The following is a 19,152-nucleotide window of genomic DNA, read 5'->3' as shown; positions in this document are numbered from 1 at the left end:
TACAATGAGACTTGGAGCAATGTTATAAATATCAATAAGTTAATGCATATTTGCATTGTTGGCTGATTTAAATTTGGCTTTCCCCGAAATCCTCTTTAAATTTCATCCAGAACATACCGCGGAAGTCACCATCCTCGAAACCGGTGGCTTCATCCTTCGGGTATTTGGCATCAATCGTAGCCTTAACTGCGGGATTGATATTTTTGCCATGACAGGCGAGACACATCGGCTGCGCATAAATCGGTTCGACATACAGCCAGCTGTCGTCAGGCAGCTGAGTAATTTGAGGACGTCCTTGCTGCTCGTCCTTGGCTAGCTCCAGATAATAATTCAGCGGTCCTTCCAGAAGGGGATCGGGTTTATTTTGTGGGTTACGAACTTTATGGCTGGTACGGCCGACTTCGACGCCTTGTGGGAGGTTTTCGGTTATTCCCGACGCTTCGAGGTTGCAGTAGTTAACGGCTTCGACAACCCCTTTTTGCATCCCTTGCATTAGGGTCGACTTAAAAGACTCTTTGATCGGTTTTAAGGTTTTAGCAGCCAGCTCGGATTTTTCTTCCCATAATTGTTCTTGAGCGTCTTTGTAATATTGCCAGCTGAAATAACCGCCAGCGGCGATCAAAACGATAATGGCCAGTATGGTCATAATTTTTTTCATATACACCCCCCCCGGAACTTTCTGTCATTGTAACGGGAACAACTGAATCCTCAATGACTTTAATCAAACCAACGGGATTTAGGAAGCGACGGATAAAGAGCCAAGATAAGGCTTTTACATCGCTGCCAGCCTGTATATAATTCACCCAGTAACAGAGACTGCTTCTCAGCCTAACCGTTTGACACCCATCCAGTTCTGAAAGAATCATCCAGCTCTTACGCCAGCAAGTACAGACTGTACTGAACAGCCAAACAACCACCAGGATAACATCATGAGTCATGCTCCATTTTCGACGCTCGAACTTCAGCAAGAGCTGATCACCAACCTCGCCGAATTAGGTTTCGAGGGCATGACGCCGATCCAGGCCGATGCACTACCGCAGGTACTGGCAGGGCAGGATGTGATTGCCCAGGCCAAGACCGGCTCGGGTAAAACTGCCGTTTTTGGTTTGGGAATTTTGCAGAAACTCGACCCGAAAGATTTTTCGGTGCAGTCGGTGGTGATGTGTCCTACCCGAGAACTCGCGGAGCAGGTGGCGGAAGAAATTCGACGTCTGGCTCGACCGATCCCAAACGTAAAAATATTAACGCTGTGTGGCGGTACGCCGCTGAGACCACAGGCGGACTCGCTGAAACATGGCGCGCATATCGTCGTCGGAACGCCGGGCCGTATCCTCGACCATCTGGAGAAGCAGACGCTCGATCTGGACTCAGTATCGACGCTGGTTCTGGACGAAGCCGACCGAATGCTGGACATGGGTTTTCAGGACGCCATGGACGACATCGTCGAAGAAATCCCAAGGCAGCGCCAGACCCTATTATTCAGCGCGACCTATCCTAAAGAGATTCAGGCCATCGCCGAACGCGTCATGTATGAGCCAACCCTGATACAGGCCAAAGAGCAGCACACCAGCTCAAGCATCGCACAGGAGTTCTACCGAATTAATGACGAAGGCGAACGCGATGTCGCCGTTCGATTGTTGCTTTTACAATACCGCCCCGACTCAACCGTGATTTTCTGTAACACCAAGCGCCACGTTAAAGATCTGACGCAGTATTTAAAAAGTAACGGCTTTAGCGTCCTCGCGCTCCATGGCGATCTCGATCAGAAAGAACGTGATCAGGCCTTAGTACGTTTTACCAATAACAGTGTCTCGATCATGGTTGCCACCGACGTCGCTGCCCGAGGACTTGATATCGACTCGCTGGACTTGGTGATTAACTACCATATCGCCAGCGACCCGGAAGTGCATGTGCATCGTATCGGCCGTACTGGGCGTGCGGGCAATAAAGGCCACGCCTGCTCGATTGTGATCAATAAAGAAAAGCACAAGCTGAAACGTCTCGCCGAATATATTGGACAGGAAATCGACACTCAAGGTCTGCCAGATACCAAGCTACTCAAAGAGCCGACCTATAAAGCACCGATGTCGACCATTCAGATCGACGGCGGCAAGAAACAGAAATTGCGCCCCGGTGATATTCTCGGCGCGCTGACCGCCGACTACCGCATCGAAGGCAACGACGTCGGTAAGATCCAGATCGCCAACAGCTGGGCCTACGTCGCCGTTAAAACCGATGTCCTTGACACGGCGCTACAGCTTCTTAACAAAGGCAAAATGAAAGGTAAAAAATTCAGAGCGCGTAAAATCTAACGACCGTCTCCATCCTGAACCCCAGAGTCCTAGAACCCTTTGTACGCTGCTGCTCGTTGTAGCGTACAGCCTAAAGGGATAATGCAATTCTAATAAATTTGCTATAAATCAAGAGCTTATCTATACTCATTAACCAGTCACGAAGTTTAATCGATGACTAAAAAAATATAATCCAATAATTATTAATGATAAAAAGATATAGAGGCTTGCTATGTATAAATTTCGCTACGCTGTTGCGTTGCTAATACCCTTTCTATTGGTTGCCTGTGGCGGGAACACACCTGAAAGTTTTGGGGAAACAGTTTTCTCACATTTGAAATCAAACAATGATGAAGAGCTGTTAGATCTAACTGCTAATAAAGATGATTATTTTGCGTTGATTGCTGAACGTAATAAAACATCAGAAGAGCAAGTAAATCCTACTCCGGCAGATGTAGAGCGTTTAACCAGAAAGAACCAAAGAAAAGTTAAAAAAGGCATAAACGATATCATTGCTTATGGAAAAATGAATGGTGGTTGGGATGATGCTTTGCTGGTCGACGTTGAGGTAAAGCAATCAGAAAAAAGCCCATCAGAAGCAGACGTTTATCTTCGTGTGCAAATAAGCGATAAACATTACCGAGTATTATTTGATGACTTAGCCAAGTCTGAGCGTGGCTGGGTAATGACTGATAACCCAAGATGGATCGGTTTGGTTTATGATCCTCAGTACGATACGTTAATCGGCAAAGAACTAACCATCAATGCCAATGGTGGTTTCCTTTCCTGCAAAACAGCGAAAGATCTTGGCTATGCGCAGATCATGGCAAAAGCAGACCCAGAAGCGGTTATGAAAATGATCGATGATAAGCGTTGCATGCTAGTGAAGATGGAATCAGGGATGACGGCGACAATTGAAGAGCTGGGAGACTATCATTCTGATAATGTAAACGACCCGTCTCGATATCCGTTCAGTTACGTTAAGGTTAAATTCGAGCATGACGGACAGCAATACAGTCAATGGATCTTGAGTGACCGAGTGAAAAGCATACAGTAAATAATAAATACCCGAAATTAAAAGCCGTGCTCTGCGCGGCTTTTTTTATGCTTTGGATAATAGCCGAATTTAGCTATTATGAAGCAATAAAGGAGTATTGAATCATGTGCGGATTTATCGAGTTAGTTAAAAAGCCAGCCAAGAAGATTGAGCAGAAGCTCGACCTACAGGTTCCACTGGAACTGGGTAGCTTTAAGTGTTATCACCCGATTCAAATCATTCACAGCGCGGAGCAGGGCACTAAAGGTCTTAATAATCAGGTCACCAAAGCTATGTGGCAGTTCCTGCTCGAGCAGAAGGACGGCGAGTGGAAACCGAGCAAATACACCTCGTTTAATAGCCGCTGGTACGAAGGGAAGGGCTTTAAGAAATCCTTTACCAAAGCCTACCGCGAAACCCGCTGTATTATTCCCGCCAGTGGTTTCGTCGAAGGCATGAACAAGGTCTATCATCTACTAACACCAGCCGACGGCAGCCCCATCTATTTTGGCGGACTTTTTAAAAACTGGGGCGACGAAGACAACCCCGTTTACTCCGCCTCGATGATCACCATTCCAGGCCATAAAAAACTCGCCGATATTCACCAAAAGGCCATGCCGCTGATGCTACCCGAAAAAGATCTCGAGATGTGGCTCGATCCCAGCTTTAAAAACACCGACGCCTTTACCGACTTAATGCAGCCCAAAATAAGACAAGATTTCGAAGCCGTTAAAATTAAAGGTTGGTCTAATTTAGAGGCCGTGGAAGATGGCTTTGAGATTAAAGCTGATTAGGGCAAGACATTAGCACTGGCAGTAGGAATCGAGACTTCTTTTTGCTCAACAAAAATTTCACGCATGAACGTCTATATTAATAACTTAGGCAAGACAGTTTGCAGAGGGTTGTCATGAAAAAGCTTACAGGTTTACTCTCGATAATGCTGGTACAGAGTTTTATGAGTCATACAGCATTAGCGGAAGATGAAAAAACAGCCTTAGTACCTTTACCCTCAGTCGACGACTTTACCAAAGGTCAGGACGGCTGGAGTTTTGGATTAGGCTTTGGTGTTGAATATGAATCTGCCTACGAAGGGTCGGATGAATTTGGATTCGAAGCCCAGCCTGCTGGCGCCGTACAATGGCGTAGCGGTGATGATATTTTCTATTGGGCAGGCGAGGCGCTGGGCTGGCGTGGTGTCCGTTCTGATAAATGGCTATTCGATGTTGCCGTGGCCTTTGATGAGGGGCGTGAAGAAAGTGATTCAGATGACGGTCGTTTGGATGGACTCGGTGATACAGAAGAAGATACCGAGTTAGTTCTTCAATCCCGTTACGCTCTCGATGACGACTGGCGCTATTGGCTGGTTGGCCGAGTCGTGACTGGCGGTACCGGTAATCTAGGACTCTTCGGAGTAGGTTACCGCTTTGGCGATCAGCTGGACGGAACCGGATCTGAAATTAATCTCGTCGGAGTATTTCACGACAGCGAATATGCCAACAAAGGTTTCGGCATAAACGCACAGCAGTCAGCCGCCTCAGGATTGCCCCAAACCAACTTGAGCGGCGGCCTTCGCTCGATAGGAATCGATTACACCTATCGCTATTACCTCAACGATAACTGGCAGATCTTCGGCGAAGCGCTCTATGAGCATTACAGAAGCGACGTTCAGGATAGCCCAATCGCCCGCAGCGATTATGAAGCCGAAGTCAGCGTCGGGTTTATCTACATATTCTAAACAGACGCAATAATGGCCACTAGTCGACTAAAACCTGAGTGGCCATTTTTCCAAACGTTTTCCAGGGAAGTTTTTTTACTACAAACCATAATCTTTCATAACTTCAAACAATAAAAAGATTTGTCCTCTCAAAAAAAATTATATTCGGCAATGCATTTGCGCATTAAATATACAGTTGTAAAAAAATCTGACATCGTATAGATTATGAGCAGGGAAGACAAAGACTAAAATTATTGCTCCCATTAACAATACATAAAAATAAAAAATTATAAGAAACATTAGATTTGGTTGTAGGAAAAAGTTATCCGGGTATTGATAGTAGAAGTACGATGAGATTATGTACTCTTTAGTCCCAAATAATATTAACCTATTTCACAAGCTTAGACTTTAACCTAATATAAAGTAGTTTGGAGCGACTAAACTCTAGTTTTCTTATTTTTAATCAGAAAAGGAAGGGTTATTTTATGTCCGCTCAATACGATCCAACAGTAATACAGGAATTCGCCGACCGACTATATGTTAAGGCGAATAGCATTATCCGCTCATATTCGATTTTAGGCGTAATACTCCTTGGTTTCGCTGGTCTTGCTACAAGGGAACCGATTCTAGGTGCAGTTGGCGCAGTCATTGGCGGAGTTATCGGTTATGCAATGGGGAAAGAGAAAGCATTCGCTCATAAACTCCAAGCCCAAACAGCACTTTGCCAAGTGCAGATAGAAAAAAATTCAAAGTCAGCCTAAATGAATAATTAACCTAACCATTAGGTTAATACATCAACGTTTAACTTGGACTAAAAGGAAAATAATTATGAAAATAAGAATGATATTAGCAGCATGTCTTTGTTTATTCGTATTCGCAGCGGACGGCCATAGCGGTAGATTAGATAAAAATGGCGGTCATAACTGTAGTAAGAAGTCTAAAGAGAAAGGCCTATGTTCTGGTTATCACTATCATAGAGCGGCCAGTATGGCTCATAGTCATGATGGCGAAGTGCATTCGCATATACCCAAAAGTTCTGAAAAGAAAAATATAGTTGGAGAAACTCCATCCATATAAACAAACGTCTTTAAGAGAATAGAATAGCGGGGTTTTGGGGTCAGAGAAATTTACATGTATTCTGACCCCAAAATATCCGAAAGTACCACCAAAAAGGCTAAGGCTAGCGGAAATAGGAAGAAAAATGGAAGAAATAATTGATGAGGAGTTGTTTTCTCAAGTCGAGGAGCACTTAAAGTGTAGTGAGCAGAGTTGGTTAATGGGAGCTGGCATTAGCTACGAAGCTAAAATACCACTGATGTTTCCTTTGACTAATAAAGTCAAGAAAGACATTGAAAGTAAAAACAAGAAACAATTCGACGAAATAATAACTCCTTTGTTTGATGAGCTGACTCCAAATAGCCATATTGAACATGTCCTGAGTCATCTCGGTGATTATGCAGCTCTAGCTGATAGGAATAAGGAAAAGAAAACAATAATTAATGGTAGTGAAGTTGAGTTAGCCAACCTAGAAGAAGCCCATAATATAATTCTAGAGTCGATATCAAATGTAATCCGGTGTGGCTATGTTGAAGACGAGGATGGAAATACAATTGAAGAAGGTTCTTTGTCTAACCCAATTGTTGATATCGAAGCTCATTTAGAATTTGTGGACACACTTTTTAACCATGCGACAGCTGGCGTTCATGAACGCAGAAAAGTTGTTAATATTTTCACAACCAACTATGACACTCTTTTAGAAGATGCCTTGGCTTTAAATAAAGTCCCATATTGGGATGGGTTTGCGGGAGGGGCAGTAGCTCATCGCACCCAAAGGTATGGTGAGTCTGCTCCTTTAAATGGGCAGCGAGCGAATTTAGTTAAGATGCACGGATCCATAGATTGGTTTCTTTGTGAAAGGGGTTATGTATGGAGAGTACGGGACAATGATCGCTATCCTAAAGCAGAGCGTCGGGTTCTGATTTATCCGCAAGCAACCAAATACATTGCGACTCAGCAAGATCCATTTTCTTCTCAGTTTGATTTATTTAGAAAGTCTCTTAATTCTCCGGCAAGCAATACATTAGCGGTTTGCGGCTATAGTTTTGGCGATGATCACATTAATAACGAAATTGAGTTTGCTTTATCTAAAGAAGAAAACAAAACTGTGTTATTGGCATTTTTGGAGTGTAATGAGGGTATTCCAGAGTGTTTAGAAAAGTGGCGAAGCTCGAGCTTTGGTCCCAGAGTGATTATTGCTTCTTCGAGTGGCTTATATGTTGGTGACCAAGGCCCATTTAAAAGAAAAGACGGCGATGATTATTGGTGGACATTTAAAGGAGTAACATCAGTGTTAAAGAATGGATGTGAGGTTTAATAATGTTTAAACCTGAAGAAGATTTGAAAATTGGGCAAGTAGTTGAAGTATCTGGAACTAATATTAAAGTTGAGATCTCCGACAAAATATCTGAGCTTTCTAAAACATTCAATGGTCGTGTTTACCCTATCGGTCAAATAGGTAGCATGGTTAAAATTCACTATGGTCGTAAAATAATTTTTGGCTTGGTGACAATGCTCAGAATGCGATCAGAAGAGTTAATTGAAGCTGGTATGCCTGTAACTGCTGATTATGATCAGCGTGTAATGGAAGTCCAGCTTCTAGCTGAAGGCAGCTGGAATAATACTAAATCAACTTTGGCTTTTAAACGTGGTATTAAAACCTACCCTTTACCTCAGCAAGGTGTATTCCTTCTAACCAATGAAGAAGTTTCTTTTGTCTACCGCTCCGCTGAAGGTACAAGAGATGAGAAAGTAGATCCATTAGTTCCCTTTGCGGTTTACAGTGCTTCTGAATCTACAGCCTGTCGAGCTAATATTAATAAAATGTTTGGTATGCATTGTGCAGTCCTAGGTTCTACAGGATCTGGAAAGTCAGGTACCGTTGCTGCGATTATTCATAGCGTACTATTGCATAAAAATAATGACAAAGAACTGTCTCCGCAGATAGTGGTCATTGATCCTCATGGCGAGTATGGTTCAGCTTTTAAAGAAAGAGCTGTACAGTACCGTGCATATGACATCGCAACTGGTGATGACGGGCAAGAAGAGATAAGGCTTCCGTATTGGTTAATGTCTAGCGACGAGTTTACTAATCTGATTATTGGTAAAACAGAAAGAAGTGCTACTAGCCAGAACAATGCAGTTCAGAAAGCACTTGCTCATGCCAGAATGGTTGCAGCTAAGATAGTTAAGCCTTGCCCGAGAGAGTTCGGAACAGATGTACTAGATCATCTAGATAGTTTTGATGACCCAGATCTTTGTGATGGCAAAGATATGTCGGACATTCTTGAGTTTGACCGTGACAAACCTAGGCCATTCTGTTTGGAAGAGTTCGAAAGTCATATTAAATATATACAGGGAGGAAGAAAAACAAATGCTGGGCATGTAACTATGTCAAATACTGAGCTGACAAAATCACCTGTTCCTTCCATATTGGATAAGCTCAAGGTACTTCGAAGAGATACTCGGCTTTCATTTATGATGAAGTGTTGGAACGATAATGATAATGAAATTCAGCTAGATCAAGTCTTAAATCAATTCATAGGTTCGCCTAATCAGGCTGGAAAAGATATTAGGATTATTGATATTTCAGGCCTGCCAAATGAAGTTGCAGGCCCATTGACTGCATTAATAGCTAGATTGCTTTTCCAGTATAAAGTTTTTCAGAAGCAGGAAGAAAAAGAGAAAGACCCAATTTTACTTGTATGCGAAGAAGCCCATAGGTATGTCCCTGATCATGGGGAGGCTCAATATGCAGCGGCTCAAGGAGCAATAAGGCGTATTGCAAGGGAAGGAAGAAAATACGGAATAGGCTTGATGTTGGTAAGTCAACGCCCCGCAGATGTAGACAGTACGGTAATATCACAGTGTGGTACGTGGGTAGTTTTAAGGCTTACAAATTCTGCTGATCAACAGCATGTCGCGCGCTTTTTACCAGATGGCCTTTCCGGCATGGTAGGAGCGCTACCTATATTATCCCAGCAAGAAGCGATATTTGTTGGTGAAGGGGCAGCCCTGCCTTCAAGAATAAGAGTTAGGGACTTGAAGGAAGAGCAGTTGCCAAAATCGTATACGATTCCATTTGCTCAGGGCTGGGCTAGTGAACGCTTAGAACTGAACGAATTAAAAGAAATAGCCAAGAGAATGTGTAGCTAATCTGGCTTCACAGTCGATACCCAAAAATAGTAATAGGTTAAAATATGTCATTACATCCACACGTTAATGATTTTTATGAAGAGTGGCTCAGGAAGTCTGAAAGTTATAGTGGTGAGCAACTTGCTGATTATTTTAATAAAGCTTTTTCATTGTTTACTCTTTATAACAAACTATACGCTGAAGCGGCTTTTGTATTAGCTCGAAGTAAGGAAATAAAACTAAACGGACGCATCCCCGACCGTAAAGCGGCCACTAAATTCGTACCTATATACATTGGTCACGAAAGGATACTAGAGATAATTACCAGAGATGGACAAAGTAATGAGTCGTTAGAGAGTTTAATATCCAGCATAGAAAATCAAAGGTTTTATATCAAGCTCAGCATGCCATATGGCAGAAGGCAGCCAAATAAAGATAAGAAACTTCTTGCTTCATTAAGGTCAACAGATTCAGAAGAAAAAGTGGAAGCTATCTTAGATCTTATATACACGGTTAGATGTAATATGTTTCATGGACACAAGCAGTTTGAGGAAGTACAAGTTGAGTTGCTTCGACCAGTAACTGTAATCCTAAAAACTATAATTCTTGAGTTATATTCGAAACTTAGCAATACGTAACAAATTACACAAAGGCGAAAACTGATTAGTTAATATCAAAGTAAATTTAAAGTTATCGGTTGGACTTACGATGGACTTACAGAAATTAGAGGCAAAAAAAAGCTTACAGATTGCTCTGTAAGCCTTTTTTAATATGGTAGCTATGGGTGGACTTGAACCACCGACCCCAGCATTATGAATGCTGTGCTCTAACCAGCTGAGCTACATAGCCTTAATTCAGTGGCGCGTATTTTCGTGATTTCGGGCCTTTATGTCAAGCCTAAAACGACAAAACAATCAGATTTTTTTCTTTAATTGGGTTAGCGATGATTATGAGCCGAGATTACCCGGTGAGCGACCAAAGGAAGTGCCTCTGGTGCCGGGTAATGACGTGCTCTTAGAAAATCTCGCAAATGATTGTAATAGCTCTATACGTTAAAGCGGAAGTGCATGACGTCGCCGTCTTTGACGATGTAATCTTTACCTTCCAGACGCCATTTTCCGGCTTCTTTAGCGCCAGATTCGCCGTTATGACCGATGTAGTCGTCGTAGGAGACTACTTCGGCGCGGATAAAGCCTTTTTCGAAGTCTGTGTGAATGACGCCAGCGGCCTGTGGTGCGGTAGCTCCGACTTTAACCTGCCATGCGCGAACTTCTTTCTCGCCAGCAGTAAAGTAGGTCTGTAGGTCGAGCAGCTTGTAACCAGCGCGGATAACGCGGTTCAGGCCCGGCTCTTCTAAGCCCAGGTCATTCAGGAAGTCGACCTTGTCTTCGTCGTCCAGCGCGGCGATTTCCGATTCGATAGAGGCGCAGATAGGCACGACTTCGGCGTGCTCAGAAGCTGCGAACTCACGAACCTTGTCTAAAAGAGGATTATCTTCGAAACCGTCTTCGCTGACGTTAGCGATGTACATGGTCGGCTTAATCGTGATTAGCTGGAACTTACGCATCAGTTTGCGCTCGTCTTTGTCCAAATCCATGCTGCGAAGGGCTTTACCTTCGTCGAGGCATTCTTTGGCTTTCTCCAGCAGCGCAAGCTCTGCTTTGGCGTCTTTATCGCCGCTTTTGGCGACCTTGGCTGTTTTAATAATACGTTTTTCGACCGCTTCCAGATCCGCCAGCGCTAATTCGGTGTTAATCGTTTCGATATCGGCGATTGGGTCGACCTTACCGGCAACGTGTACTACGTCGTCGTTGGCGAAGCAGCGCACGACGTGAGCGATTGCGTGAGTTTCACGAATATTCGCCAGGAACTTGTTGCCCAGACCTTCGCCTTTCGAGGCACCCGCGACCAATCCTGCGATATCCACGAACTCCATGGTTGCGTGTAGGATTTTCTGTGGGTTGGCGATCTTGGCGATTTCGTCGATGCGTGGATCTGGGATCGGTACCACGCCGGTATTCGGTTCAATGGTACAGAAAGGGTAGTTGGCAGCATCAATGCCTGCGTCTGTCAGTGCATTGAACAGGGTCGATTTTCCAACATTGGGCAAGCCCACGATTCCACAATTTAGTGCCATGTTACTTCTCTCTACTATTGATTCGGTTTATTGAGCGCCAGCTTTAACGCTATGCAGTCTGTGTACGGCTTTGTCCCAGTCGCCGCTCAGCAGCGTCGGGGTTTCGCGTACGGCTTCATCAATCGCCAGATTGATCGCATTACGGTCGTCGGGGCTTGGTTTTCCAAGGACGTAGCCAGTGACCTGACTTTTGTGTCCGGGGTGGCCAATGCCGACGCGTAAGCGCATAAATTCTTTGTTGTTACCCAACTTGCTGATGGTGTCACGCAGGCCGTTATGACCACCGTGGCCGCCACCGCGTTTTAGCTTTAGGGTTCCCGGCTCGATATCCAGTTCGTCGTGTGCGACGAGAATTTCTTCGGGAGCAATTTTATAAAAGTTAGCGACGGCCTGAATGGCTTTGCCACTGACGTTCATAAAGGTGGTTGGGATTAATAATTTGATTTCTTCAGAGCCAATTAATCCTTTGGCGAACATGCCATGGAACTTACTTTCGACTTTGAAGGGGATATTATAAGCTCGTGCCAGTTCTTCGACGTACCAGGCACCAGCGTTATGACGGGTATCTTGATATTGTGAGCCTGGATTGGCCAGGCCCACAATTAACTTTATGCTAGACATCGTCTAACTGAAGGCGTTCAGAGTGAACGAAGAATTAATCTTCGTTCTTTTCTTCTGTATCGTCGCCTTCTTCACCTTTCTGTTCGCTAGCTGGAACTTCAGTTTCATCAACTTCGTCAAGGTCTTCTTCGACTTCTTCAACCGTTGGTGGAACCATGTTAGCTACAGTCAGGTCGTTTTCTTCTACGTCACCGTGCATGAAGGCAACTAGCTCAACGCCTTCTGGCAATGTGATTTCGCTTAAGTGGATAGAATCACCGATGTTCATGCCACCTAGGTCAACTTCGATGTACTCAGGTAAGTTACGTGGACGACATGAGATCTCAACCGTAGTTAACTGGTGAGACATAACGCCACCGTCTTTCTTACCAGGTGCCTGGTCTTCGTTGATGAAGTGCAATGGAACGTTAGCTTCCATGTTTTCACCACGTACGATGCGTTTAAAGTCAACGTGCATTAGTTTCAACTTGAATGGGTGACGCTGAAGGTCTTTGATTAGAACTTCTTCAGTTTCGCCATCAATAACCAGGTTGATGATTGACGAGTAAGCCGCTTCGTCATCCAACATGTTGTTGATTTCGTCGTGGTGCAAAGTGATAGACTTTGCTTCTTCGTTACCGCCATATACGATGGCCGGGATTTTGTCCGCAAGACGACGTAGGCGGCGGCTCGCACCTTTCCCTATGTCGCTGCGTAATTCTGCATTAAGAGTAAAATCGCTCATTGTGTTTCTCCACAAGTTGAGTAAGTAAAATGGTCAAGCCTTGCGACCAGGCTCAACCCGAAAAAATCGGACGCGAATTATACCTTGATCCAAACATAATAAGCTAGCCTATTTCCAGTGAAATTCAGGTTTTTTGGGCTATTTCGGCTGTTTTTTTGGATGACTGGCGTCTGAATACAAAAATCCCGCGATAATACGCGGGATTTCTATGTTTTGTCGGCGTTGTAAGGACTTGCTTTTAGCTCAGATGCAACGCCTTATCGAGCAGGATTTAGTCCAGGAACATGGTCGAGATTGACTCTTCCGTGTTCACACGACGAATCGACTCGCCCAATAATGGTGCCAGGTCTAAGGTTTCGATGCGCTCACAACTTTTAGCTTCTTCGCTTAGCGGGATAGTGTTGGTAATAACCAAGGCATCCAGAGCGGAGTTGTTCAGGTTGTCGATTGCTTTACCGGATAGGACCGGGTGCGTCGCGTAAGCTGAGACGCTATTAGCACCGTTATCTTTTAGTGCCTGCGCTGCCTGGCAAAGTGTACCAGCAGTATCAACCATGTCATCGACGATGACACAGTCACGACCACTGACGTCACCGATAATGTTCATCACGCCAACTTCGTTAGCACGTGGACGACGTTTATCGATAATCGACAGGTCAGCATCGTCTAGACGCTTCGCGATAGCGCGAGCTCGAACCACACCGCCTACGTCAGGAGAAACAACCATCAGGTTTTTGCCTGCCTGAGCTCGGATGTGATCCAATAAAACGGGAGTTGCGTAGACGTTGTCTACCGGGATGTTAAAGAAGCCCTGAATCTGATCGGCGTGAAGGTCAACCGTTAATACGCGGTCAAAACCAACGCCACTGATCATGTCAGCAACGACTTTCGCACTGATTGGTACACGCGCTGAACGGACTCGACGGTCCTGACGGGCGTAACCAAAATAAGGAACAACGGCTGTAATACGCTTAGCTGATGCACGCTTTAACGCGTCAGCCATAATGATCAACTCCATGATGTTGTCATTGGTAGGCGCACAGGTTGATTGAATAATAAAAACGTCTTTACCACGAACGTTCTCAAGGATCTCAACACTGCATTCGCCATCACTAAAGCGAGATGTGTTGGTTTTACCCAGAGGAACTTTTAAATAATCGGAAATACGTTTGGCGAGATCAGGAGTGGCGTTACCACTGAAAAGCATTAAGTCTGACATCGGAAAGCCCTGTGTTTTGCCCCAAGTTCACAAGCAGAGAAATTGATGTTTAAAAGTAAAGAAAATGGCAGGGGTAGCTGGATTTGAACCAACGAATGGCGGCATCAAAAGCCGCTGCCTTACCGCTTGGCGATACCCCTGCAATATTGCACCTTAAACGAGCGGTGAGGTGTCGATACCTCGTGCTGTTAAGGTTAGCCAGCGCTGCTTGCACAGTGCCGCTATTTTACGGACTTCTCGCTCATTGTCAAAGGTTAAGAACACACAACTTCCAGTTCCTGTGAGCGTTGCTTTGCCAAAATTGTTAAGAAAGTCAATAGCTTCCCCAACTTCTGGATAAAGCTCTGCCACAAGAGGCTCAAAGGCGTTGTAACCAAGTTCTAAACTTGCCTCTGTGCGAGTGGCGCGTAATTTAATGGGTTTATTGTCTCTTGTCAACGCTTCGTGTGAAAAAATTTTCGAAGTGTTTATTTTTACATCAGGATAGACAATAAGATACCACTTTTCGGGTACTGAGGTTTCGCTCAAAATTTCGCCAATGCCTTCTGCCCAGGCGGTTTTGCCATTCACAAATACCGGCACATCTGCCCCGAGTCTGGCACCGATTTCGCACAGCGTTTCATTATCCAGCTGCAGATCCCATAATTGGTTTAACGCGATCAGGGTTGTCGCAGCATCGGAACTGCCGCCACCCAGACCAGCGCCGGAGGGTAGGTGCTTGTTCAGATGAATATCGGCGCCGTCGGAATCCTTTTTGAAGGGAGCCAGCGATTTGGCCGCCTTGATGATCAGGTTATCGTCACTCGGGACTTCGTCATAGGCGCTATCGAGAGTGACCATGCCACTGTCGTTGGGCTTAATCCAAATCTCATCACCGATATCCAGCAGCTGGAACAGGGTCTGTAGTTCATGGTAGCCGTCGTCGCGTCTACCGAGGATTCGTAATTCCAGATTCAGCTTAGCCGGAGCCGGCCAGTAGCTATAACCATTCTCGTTGGTAAAACCGGTCTTATGTTCGAACGTCATGGCCTAGTCCTGATCGGGCTCGATATCCCAGGAGCGAATAGAAAGTACAATTTTATTCTTGCCCTGAACGATCCTGATCTTGTCAGGCATTCTCATCGGAATGACTTTTCCTTCGAGATCCCATTCGGCATCATCATAACGAACATAGTCGACCGTGTAGTCGAGGTATTTAATTTGCTGCAAGGTGCCATCGGCATTAATCAGCAGGTCGCTTTTATTGATGCCTGTAGGCAGGCCTTTGATCCAGTCCTGCATCAGAGTCACCGGAATATCCCAGCCCGAGACACCATATAGCAGGTTCTGCGCATCAAGACCTTCGAAGTGTTCGTCGTCACCGGTATCCAGAGTGCTGTATTCAGGCTGAACCTTTAAAATCAGGTAGGTTGTTCCAAACGCACCATACATTCTGAAAGTGAAGGTATCCTTCTGACGCTGCTGCCATAGAAAGTTGGATGAAAAGCTGTCGTCCGGATGAGTGATACCTATGCGGCCTTTAAGATGGAATTGCTCGAATTTTTTGAGCAGTTTGTAATGTTTCTGCCATTTGGGATCATCCCAGACTGTGGTTTCCTGTTTGACCGGTGTTGTTTCACAGGCAGTCAGGAAAAGCAGGGACAAGAGTGCGCTTAAAATTATTTTGGATGTTGTTAGTCGCATGGAACTCCAAGCAGGGTGTTGTTCTGTTGTCTGGGATATGCTCCCCGGGGGAACCGTACTATTTGCTATTGACGTTAGCTTCCGGGAAACGTCTTAACGTGCGCAAAATATACTGGTTATTAGGGGATAGACGCAAGGCTTTTTGCCATACTTTGATAGCTCTTTGCTGCTTTTGCATGACCCACAGTACTTCGCCAAGATGAGATGCGATTTCTGGCGAGGCGTCTCGCTCATAGGCCATCTCAAGATATTTGAGGGCTTCTTCATAATTCCCGAGGCGGTAGTTCACCCAGCCCATTGAGTCCTGTATGGCTACATTATCAGGTTCATGATGGTAGGCGCTTTCTATCAGCTCCTTGGCTTCTTCGAGCGATCGGTTCAGATCCGCCAGAGTGTACCCCAGAGAGTTTTTGGCATGGACATGATCCGGATCCAGCTTCAGTATATGACGTAGATCCTTTTCCATTGAGCCGTAGTATTCCAATGGCTCGGCTGCCAGAGCCTTACTATATAGAAGGTCGATATTGTCTGGCTGCTGTTTTGATGCTTCTTCCAGTAACTGATAGGCCATCAAATGGCTATTACGACCTTGAAGGAAGTTGGCTCCGACCAGAGTAATATCCGTTTTGAGCTGCACGTCGCTAACGCTGTTTCTTAAATTAATAATGGACTGTCTGAACTCAGCGACCGACTGCGTCTGGTTGAGAAGCTGGAGCTTGAGATAGAACAGGAAAGGTTTTTCAGGACTCACCTGTAAAGCAGATTCAATGCGTTGCTCAGCTTCTTTAAAATCGCCTGTCTGGGTCAGCAGGTTAATCTCAAACTCAAGAAGCTGCTGTCTGCTGTCCAGTCCAACCTTACGCTGGGCATAACGCAAACTTTTTATGGCTTGCTGTTTTTGGTTGTTTTCAGAGTACAGCTGAGCCAGTTCGGTTCTGGCCGTTTGATAAAAGCGTCCAACAGGAACCATTTCATAGCAGGTATAGGCTTTGATCAGATCATCAGCCCGAGCTGCAGAATCACCACAATAGTAGCTGGTTATTTCCTTCTTATAGTTTTTCCTTGCGAGAAACCAGAATATATCGGCGGCGCGCTGGTAGTGTTCCAGCGCATAGTGGCTACTGGCCACTAAAAACTGAGTCTGTCTATCGTCAGTGCGTTCTTCCAGAACCCGTTCAAAAGCGATCAGCGCATCAGCATAATTTCTCTGGGTATAGAGTAGCTCACCAATCTTGTAAGTCTGGTCTATGTTCAAATCCCTTTTGTCTAAAACTTTTAGCAGGTATTCCTTGCGCTGTTGCTTAGAGTTCAGAGCGAAAGCCTCTCCTTTAAGCTCGATGGCCGAAAGGAACTCGGGCTTCTGTCGTAAGGCATAACTTAAAAGTGCATGAATACGATCGTATTGTTCCTTGGGTCTGTCTGACTTCAGATGGAGGTAGGCTTCTGCTGCTGCAATGTAGGGGGATGAAATCGGTTTATTCACTTCGCGGTAAAAGCTAATGAAATCCGCATCGTCCTGAAAGCTGGCCATCTGGATCAGCTCATAGAGCTTTTCGTCATCGTTACCAGGGAGCAATTGAATCAATTGCATCAGGTATATTTCTGCCTGTTGCTGCTGACCCTGTGCCAGCGAGGCGATTACGGCCAGTTTGTAAGCGTTAGGATCATCGGGAGCAATACCGAGCCACAGATCGATGGCCTGCATGCTGCTGATATAGTCACGTTCAATCAGAGCAAGCATTGCAGCCTTGGCAGACAGTTCCTGACTGCCCGTTTGCTCGGCTGCATAAAGGAAATTACTCTGCGCGACATCGTATAGCTGTTGTTTGCTGGCTATATCGGCCAGTAAAATACTGAAATAGAGTTGACCACGGTCTTCGGCCGAAAACTGGGCCACAGAAGGGTGCTCCGGCTGCTGAACTGCGCTGGATTCTGTGGATGTTTCTGTTGTCTGCGTTTGTGTTGTCGCACAAGAGGTTAGTAAAATGCAGCAAGCAGAAACTAGTAGGGTTTTGGCCGAGGAAAGCTTTTTCATTCGCCTATTGTAATCGATTATTTTCAATATTTTGTGAAATCACTCCACAAGAGTAACAAGAAAATCTTATGAGTACAGCGAAAAGCTAACGTTTTAATACTTTTTTTAAATTAGCGGACAACTCTAAGCGGTGTTATAATTCGCGCCAATTACATGCCTATGATTTACAGTGTCTTTTTTGAGTGACCTTACAGCCTAGCTTATGTCTTTGATTGCTTTAGGAATTAACCATAAAACTGCATCTCTTGCTGTGCGCGAGAAGGTGGCATTTGCGGATCATGAATTAGGTCAGGTTATGGCCGAGGTCAAGGATACTATTAAGGGCGCAGAAGTCGCTCTGTTGTCGACCTGTAATCGCGTCGAGTTCTATATCTCTGACGAGGGACAGTCAGCGGAAGACTTAAAGGCTGCACTGCTGGCTTGGTTGAAATCCAAAAAGGAACTAGACCAGGAGCTGGATGAGGCCGTCTATTGCCATCAAGGTAATGATGCCGTTGATCACCTGATGAAGGTAGCCAGCGGTCTTGACTCCATGGTGCTTGGCGAACCTCAGATTCTGGGTCAGTTAAAGGCGTGTTACCAGAAGGCAAAACGCGCCGGTACGGTTGAGCAGGTCATGGAACGGCTTTTCCAGAAAACCTTTTCCGCCGCCAAAAGAGTGCGTCATGAGACCGATATTGGTTCCAATCCGGTATCCGTAGCCTATGCTGCTGTCAGTCTGGCGCGTCATATTTTTGCAGACTTTTCCAAGTTGACTGTTCTATTCGTTGGAGCAGGTGAAACGATTGAGCTGGCTGCCCGCCATCTACAGCAGAGTGGCGTGAGTAGTATGGTCATGGCAAACCGTACATTGGCCAATGCTCAGCGTCTGGCTAGAGAGTTCGAGGGTAAGGCGGTAGGTCTGGAAGGGATCCCTCACTATCTCGCTCAGGCCGATATCGTGATCAGCTCGACAGGAAGTATGCTACCAATCATTGGTAAAGGCATGGTTGAGGCTGCGGTAAAAGAGCGCCGCCGTAAAAGTATGTTCATGGTCGATCTTGCTGTACCCCGTGATATCGAAAGCTCAGTCGCTAACCTGGATGATGTCTATTTATATACGGTAGACGATCTGGAAGGTGTGATTCAGGAAAATCTACAGGCGAGACAGGAAGCAGCGCAGGAAGCTAAGGTCATTCTGCAGGAGTTTGTCGAGGATTTCGAAAAGTGGCATGCGGGTCGTCGTAAACATGATACAGTGCGTGAATTACACCAAATGCTTAATGAAGTTGCCGAAGCCGAGTTAGAAAGGGTTAAAGCGCAGCTCAAAAATGGTGGCGATGTTGATGAGGCTCTGGAGCATTTTACACATCGCCTGACCAAAAAGTTTTTACACCAACCGATGGTCTGGTTAAGAGAAGACGATGATGAGTGGGATCGTCATCAAATTACTCGCCAGTTGTTTCAATTGGACAAATCATCTGACGATGAGTAGGTTGGGTCGTTAATCAATATCATTAGT

The 19,152-nt window shown here is 45.2% G+C and carries 18 protein-coding genes and 2 tRNA genes; 10 read left to right on the top strand and 10 right to left on the bottom strand.

Features of this window, described 5'->3' with window-relative positions; translation table 11 throughout:
* Positions 1-67: 67 nt before the first annotated feature.
* Complete coding sequence (locus KS2013_RS09245) at positions 68-658, bottom strand: Tll0287-like domain-containing protein (RefSeq protein WP_068992880.1); 591 nt, start codon at positions 656-658, stop codon at positions 68-70.
* Between the two features lie 271 nt (positions 659-929).
* Here KS2013_RS09245 and dbpA point away from each other — a divergent pair, with 271 nt between their 5' ends.
* The 9 genes from dbpA (at position 930) to KS2013_RS09200 (ending at position 9,870) form a co-directional block, all read left to right on the top strand.
* Positions 930-2,312 (top strand): ATP-dependent RNA helicase DbpA, encoded by a 1,383-nt coding sequence (dbpA, locus tag KS2013_RS09240; protein ID WP_068992878.1) that lies wholly within the window; start codon positions 930-932, stop codon positions 2,310-2,312.
* A gap of 211 nt (positions 2,313-2,523) precedes the next feature.
* A complete protein-coding gene (locus KS2013_RS09235) occupies positions 2,524-3,348 on the top strand; it encodes a hypothetical protein (protein ID WP_068992875.1) in 825 nt (274 codons plus the stop codon).
* A gap of 104 nt (positions 3,349-3,452) precedes the next feature.
* Complete coding sequence (locus tag KS2013_RS09230) at positions 3,453-4,121, top strand: SOS response-associated peptidase family protein (protein WP_068992872.1); 669 nt, start codon at positions 3,453-3,455, stop codon at positions 4,119-4,121.
* A 113-nt stretch (positions 4,122-4,234) separates the two neighbouring features.
* Complete coding sequence (locus KS2013_RS09225; RefSeq protein ID WP_068992870.1) at positions 4,235-5,062, top strand: MipA/OmpV family protein; 828 nt, start codon at positions 4,235-4,237, stop codon at positions 5,060-5,062.
* Between the two features lie 464 nt (positions 5,063-5,526).
* On the top strand, positions 5,527-5,802 hold the full coding sequence (locus KS2013_RS09220; RefSeq protein ID WP_068992867.1) for a hypothetical protein: 276 nt from the start codon (positions 5,527-5,529) through the stop codon (positions 5,800-5,802).
* A gap of 79 nt (positions 5,803-5,881) precedes the next feature.
* Positions 5,882-6,118 carry a YHYH domain-containing protein gene (locus tag KS2013_RS09215; protein WP_211267761.1) on the top strand — a complete coding sequence of 79 codons (237 nt, stop codon included), beginning with the start codon at positions 5,882-5,884 and terminating at the stop codon, positions 6,116-6,118.
* Between the two features lie 124 nt (positions 6,119-6,242).
* Positions 6,243-7,415, top strand: a complete 1,173-nt coding sequence (locus tag KS2013_RS09210) for an SIR2 family NAD-dependent protein deacylase (RefSeq protein WP_068992859.1) — start codon at positions 6,243-6,245, stop codon at positions 7,413-7,415.
* 2 nt (positions 7,416-7,417) lie between these two features.
* Positions 7,418-9,253 carry an ATP-binding protein gene (locus KS2013_RS09205; protein WP_068992857.1) on the top strand — a complete coding sequence of 612 codons (1,836 nt, stop codon included), beginning with the start codon at positions 7,418-7,420 and terminating at the stop codon, positions 9,251-9,253.
* Positions 9,254-9,297: 44 nt separating this feature from the next.
* The gene (locus tag KS2013_RS09200) at positions 9,298-9,870 is read left to right on the top strand and encodes a hypothetical protein (protein ID WP_068992854.1); all 573 of its coding nucleotides are present in this window, start codon (positions 9,298-9,300) and stop codon (positions 9,868-9,870) included.
* A gap of 134 nt (positions 9,871-10,004) precedes the next feature.
* On the opposite strand, the gene KS2013_RS09195 is transcribed toward KS2013_RS09200, so the two are convergent.
* The 9 genes from KS2013_RS09195 to KS2013_RS09155 form a co-directional block, all read right to left on the bottom strand.
* Positions 10,005-10,081 (bottom strand) — tRNA-Met (locus tag KS2013_RS09195).
* Between the two features lie 196 nt (positions 10,082-10,277).
* Positions 10,278-11,369 carry a redox-regulated ATPase YchF gene (gene ychF, locus KS2013_RS09190; protein ID WP_068992851.1) on the bottom strand — a complete coding sequence of 364 codons (1,092 nt, stop codon included), beginning with the start codon at positions 11,367-11,369 and terminating at the stop codon, positions 10,278-10,280.
* A 27-nt stretch (positions 11,370-11,396) separates the two neighbouring features.
* Complete coding sequence (gene pth, locus KS2013_RS09185; RefSeq protein ID WP_068992848.1) at positions 11,397-11,990, bottom strand: aminoacyl-tRNA hydrolase; 594 nt, start codon at positions 11,988-11,990, stop codon at positions 11,397-11,399.
* A gap of 34 nt (positions 11,991-12,024) precedes the next feature.
* Entirely contained in the window at positions 12,025-12,714 is a 690-nt protein-coding gene (locus tag KS2013_RS09180; protein ID WP_068992845.1) for a 50S ribosomal protein L25/general stress protein Ctc, read from the bottom strand.
* 271 nt (positions 12,715-12,985) lie between these two features.
* Positions 12,986-13,933 (bottom strand): ribose-phosphate pyrophosphokinase, encoded by a 948-nt coding sequence (locus KS2013_RS09175; protein WP_068992842.1) that lies wholly within the window; start codon positions 13,931-13,933, stop codon positions 12,986-12,988.
* 65 nt (positions 13,934-13,998) lie between these two features.
* Positions 13,999-14,073 (bottom strand) — tRNA-Gln (locus tag KS2013_RS09170).
* A 13-nt stretch (positions 14,074-14,086) separates the two neighbouring features.
* On the bottom strand, positions 14,087-14,959 hold the full coding sequence (ispE, locus tag KS2013_RS09165; protein ID WP_068992839.1) for a 4-(cytidine 5'-diphospho)-2-C-methyl-D-erythritol kinase: 873 nt from the start codon (positions 14,957-14,959) through the stop codon (positions 14,087-14,089).
* A gap of 3 nt (positions 14,960-14,962) precedes the next feature.
* On the bottom strand, positions 14,963-15,616 hold the full coding sequence (gene lolB, locus KS2013_RS09160; RefSeq protein WP_068992836.1) for a lipoprotein insertase outer membrane protein LolB: 654 nt from the start codon (positions 15,614-15,616) through the stop codon (positions 14,963-14,965).
* Positions 15,617-15,674: 58 nt separating this feature from the next.
* Positions 15,675-17,651 carry a tetratricopeptide repeat protein gene (locus KS2013_RS09155; RefSeq protein ID WP_068992834.1) on the bottom strand — a complete coding sequence of 659 codons (1,977 nt, stop codon included), beginning with the start codon at positions 17,649-17,651 and terminating at the stop codon, positions 15,675-15,677.
* Positions 17,652-17,853: 202 nt separating this feature from the next.
* Here KS2013_RS09155 and hemA point away from each other — a divergent pair, with 202 nt between their 5' ends.
* Positions 17,854-19,125: a glutamyl-tRNA reductase gene (hemA, locus tag KS2013_RS09150; RefSeq protein WP_068992830.1), complete on the top strand. Its 1,272-nt coding sequence runs from the start codon at positions 17,854-17,856 to the stop codon at positions 19,123-19,125.
* Positions 19,126-19,152 lie beyond the last annotated feature (27 nt).

Origin of the sequence: Kangiella sediminilitoris, assembly GCF_001708405.1 — a bacterium.
Classification (GTDB): Bacteria; Pseudomonadota; Gammaproteobacteria; order Enterobacterales; family Kangiellaceae; genus Kangiella; species Kangiella sediminilitoris.
Note: the sequence above shows the minus strand (reverse complement) of the source record. Positions and strands in the feature narration are given on the sequence as shown.